This is a genomic window from Nodularia sp. UHCC 0506 (genome assembly GCF_034931045.1).
In the GTDB taxonomy this organism is placed as follows: Bacteria; Cyanobacteriota; Cyanobacteriia; order Cyanobacteriales; family Nostocaceae; genus Nodularia.
On the sequence record NZ_JAYGHH010000001.1, the window covers coordinates 351,151 to 355,012 of the forward strand.

4 protein-coding genes and 1 pseudogene are annotated in these 3,862 nt (G+C 40.8%); all 5 read left to right on the forward strand.

Going from position 1 to position 3,862, the window contains the following annotated elements:
- A pseudogene (locus VB654_RS01555) lies at positions 1 to 528 on the forward strand (succinate--CoA ligase subunit beta); the annotation flags it as partial.
- 40 nt (positions 529 to 568) lie between these two features.
- Positions 569 to 1,498 (forward strand): ABC transporter ATP-binding protein, encoded by a 930-nt coding sequence (locus VB654_RS01560; protein WP_323211576.1) that lies wholly within the window; start codon positions 569 to 571, stop codon positions 1,496 to 1,498.
- Positions 1,491 to 2,264 carry an ABC transporter permease gene (locus VB654_RS01565; RefSeq protein ID WP_323211577.1) on the forward strand — a complete coding sequence of 258 codons (774 nt, stop codon included), beginning with the start codon at positions 1,491 to 1,493 and terminating at the stop codon, positions 2,262 to 2,264. The genes VB654_RS01560 and VB654_RS01565 overlap by 8 nt, the downstream gene beginning before the upstream one ends.
- A 57-nt stretch (positions 2,265 to 2,321) precedes the next feature.
- Positions 2,322 to 3,221, forward strand: a complete 900-nt coding sequence (locus VB654_RS01570; protein WP_323211578.1) for a CoA-binding protein — start codon at positions 2,322 to 2,324, stop codon at positions 3,219 to 3,221.
- A 41-nt stretch (positions 3,222 to 3,262) separates the two neighbouring features.
- A partial coding sequence (locus VB654_RS01575) for an Rpn family recombination-promoting nuclease/putative transposase (protein WP_323211579.1) occupies positions 3,263 to 3,862 on the forward strand: 600 nt, incomplete at its 3' end.

The window sequence follows — 3,862 nt, forward strand, 5'->3', positions numbered from 1 at the left end:
GACGATTGGGATGGTTTAGAATTACACGGTAAAATTGGTATTTTGGGTAATGGTACTGGTTCCATGATGGCTACTTTAGATTTAGTTACCAGTGCTGGTGGTAAATCTGGTAGTTGTCTAAATCTGCGCCATGCTTTTCTTACGGATATGTCACCGACAACTTTTTGCGATCGCCTAGCCAAAGGTTTGAACATTCTCGCAGCTGACAAAAGCATTCAAGTTATACTGCTGAATCTTCTGGGGAGTGTACCCCAGACTGAGGAAGTCGCCGACATCATTAGTAATTTTGTCCAGCAAGAACACCACGAAATCAAACCACAGACGGTAAGAGTGAGCAGCAGAACCCGCCGAGAGTCACATTTTCCGCGATTGGTTGTGCGGATTGCTGGTTCTGAGTTCGATGTTGCTAAGAAATTTTTAGCCACCTTAGACACTCAAACTGATGCTTTGATAGTAGTAGAAAATTTAGATGAAGCGGTTGCAGAAGCTGTTCGTCTTGCCAAGCCCATTGCTTACAAAAAAGTTTGATCCAATTTTTCATATTTACCGCCAAAAACTGTAGTTTTTCATGAAAACATTAGAAGCAAGTCAGCTTCAAAAAACTTTTCGTCAAAGCAAACAAATTATTACAGCCGTCAAAGATGTTTCCTTAAATATTCATCCTCAAGAAGTATTGGCTTTTCTTGGCCCCAATGGCGCAGGTAAGACCACCAGTATTAAAATGATCGCCGGATTAATTCAACCTGATGCGGGTTGGGTGAGAATTGCTGGTACTGATCCCCATCGTAACTCAGCAGCACTGCAAAATTTAGGCGCTGTACTAGAAGGAAATCGTAACCTTTACTGGCGATTAACTCCCCAAGAGAATTTAGAATATTTTGGTGTCTTAAAAGGAATGAGCCGTCGAGAAGCCAGGAAGTCGGGTTTAGCACTTTTAGATAGATTTGGCCTAATGTCTAAACGCCAAACAGCAGTGGAAAATCTTTCACGGGGAATGCAGCAAAAGTTAGCATTTGCTGTAGCCTTGATTCATAAACCCCAACTATTATTATTAGATGAACCCACTTTAGGATTGGATGTAGAAGCCACAGAAGATGTCAAAATTTTAGTCAAAGAAATTGCGGCTGCTGGTTGCGCTATTCTCCTAACTACTCATCAACTCAGCATTGCTGAAGAACTTGCAGATAGAGTCGCCATTATTCAATCAGGGGAAATTATCACAGAATTATCCACCAGTGAATTAATTCGCCAATTTTCGGGAACTGGTTACAAAATTGAGGTAGAAACTGTCCTTGATGATGCACGAATCACAGCCTTAGAAAATCTGAGTGCAGTAGTTCAAGACCAACAAATTATCCATTTATCCCAGCCGGAATTAGTTTACAAAGTCCTTGATATTATCAAACCTCTACCTATATCATCTCTGGAAAAAGAGCAAGCGAACCTCACCCAAATCTTTTTGCAGATAGTTAGAAAAGGCAGAAATCAAGATGCTTAAATTATTTTTAGCTGAATTGCGCCGTAATTGGATTATATCTATTCGTTATCCTCTACAGTCAATAGGCAGTATTTTTGTTTATGCTTCCATATTTTATGGATTATTCTTAAGTTCTCGTTATGTCGCTGGTGATGCTTTTCAATTAGGCGATCGCCTCGACTCGATTATTATTGGCTATGTGCTTTGGACTTTAACATCATTCATTCTGGCTAGTCTGGCGGGAGAGTTGCAAATAGAAGCCCAAACTGGCACTTTAGAACAACTGTTTCTCTCGCGCTATGGTGCTACTAAGGTCTTTTTAATGCGAATGTTGGCTGATTTGAGTTTGCAGATAGTTCAAATATTCGTCATTCTTGTGATCATCATCATCCTCACAGGTAGCCGTCTTGACTTTCCTCCCACATTGCTTTTACCTTTTGTTACCGTGGTCTTAGGGGCTAATGGCTTTGCTTTTGCATTGGGGTCGTTATCCTTAATCTTTAAACGTGTGCAGCAACTTCTAAGTTTAACTCAATTCCCGTTATTATTTTTGCTGACCATACCCACCGAAAGTTGGACAGGATCAGCCAGAATTCTAGCAGCATTCCTTCCCATGACTCCTGGTGCTGAATTATTGCGTGATTTGATGGCTAGAGGTGAAAGTTTGAATTTAACCAAGTTATTAATCGCTTTCATCAATGGCACAGTATATTTTGCCGTAGGATTATGGATATTTCGTCAAGCTGAAGGCAAAGCCAAGCAACAAGGAATATTAAGAGGTTACTAATTCTCATAGGTAATAATAAAGTTATTCCCTAATTTGCCCCATCTACCAAAACGTTTTATGAACCTAACACCAGACAGCAAAGTATTAATCCAAGGCTTTTGTGAATTTATCACAGCAACTCACATTGCTCAAATGAAAGCTTATGGTACAAATTTGGTTGCTGGTGTCAATCCTGGATGTGGTGGACAGGAACGCGACAATCTGCCAGTATTCGATTTGGTAGAAGAGGTGGTAGCAAAATTTGGCACAATTGACACAACAATTATCTGCGTCAATCCGTATCAAGTTTTAGATGCAGCATTAGAAGCGATCGCCTGTAATATTAGCCAGATTATCATCATGACTGGTGGTGTACCACCCTTGGATATGGTGAAATTACTGCGGAAAGCCGAAGCAGGTGAAACCTTAATAGTAGGGCCTAACAGTCCAGGAATTATTGTACCGGGAAAAATTCTCTTAGGTAGTCAGCCCAGCGAATTATATACACCTGGATCTGTAGGGATTGTTAGCCGCAGTAGTACTCTAACTTATGAAGTTGCTTGGGAATTAACCAAAGCTGGTTTAGGGCAGTCAATTAGTGTCAGTATTGGTAGTGATGCGATCGTTGGTTCATCATTTCTGCAATGGCTGCAAATTCTCGATGAAGACGAAACCACAGAAGCCATTGTGTTAGTCGGTCAACCCGGCGGTGATAGTGAAGAAGCCGCAGCGCGGTATATTACTGAAGCAATTGATAAACCAGTAATTGCCTATATTGCCGGTAGACACGCACCACGAGCTAAAAATTGGCGACAAAGTGGAACTTTAGCCACAGTTATCGGACGTGACCCTAATTTTGGCACAGCCCAAAGTAAATTAGCTGCTTTTAAAGAAGCCAATGTTCCAGTCGCTGAACGTCCTTCTCTAATTCCAGAATTAGTGAAAAAGCAACTGAAATTAGTTGAAAAAAGTCACTAATTTGTTTGTTAAAATCGATACTGCAATATTAACTTGTCCCAATGGCAAAACCCGCAGATGTCAGCACCAAAAGGTTAATTAGTCTCGCGCCAGATAACTGGGTAAGATGGGTAACACAAATACCTGATCTTGTCGCCAGTGAAATTCTCAACTCAGAATTCCAGTGGATTAGTAGAGAAAGTGATGTTTTGATCCGCGTCAAAGATCCCCAAGGTGAGGAATTTCTTGTCCTCAACGAGCTGCAATTGCGCTATACTTCCAAAATGCCGCGTCGGATTCGGGCTTATGCCGGACTAGCAGAAGAGAAATATGATTTACCAACTTATCCGGTATTAATCAACATTCTCAAGTCTACAAACGCAGAAATTCCTACAACATACACATCAAATGTTGCCGGTTTACAGGTACGTCAAGACTACCGAGTGATTAATTTATGGGAAGTAGACGTAAATATAGCTTTTCAACAACCGTTACCTTCCTTGCTTCCTTTTGTTCCAATTCTCAAAGGTGGAGAAGACGAGTCTACAATTAGAGAAGCCTTACAAATTTTACGTGCCGATGAACAGTTAAACCAACTGGAAACGGTGTTAGCATTTTTTGCTACCTTTGTACTAGAGACGGCGTTAGTTCAAGATATAATG

Excerpts from the sequence above, each read along its gene's own strand:
- VB654_RS01570 (WP_323211578.1), top strand. The coding sequence starts at position 2,322 with ATGAACCTAACACCAGACAGCAAAGTATTAATCCAAGGCTTTTGTGAA.
- VB654_RS01565 (WP_323211577.1), top strand. The coding sequence starts at position 1,491 with ATGCTTAAATTATTTTTAGCTGAATTGCGCCGTAATTGGATTATATCT.
- VB654_RS01560 (WP_323211576.1), top strand. The coding sequence starts at position 569 with ATGAAAACATTAGAAGCAAGTCAGCTTCAAAAAACTTTTCGTCAAAGC.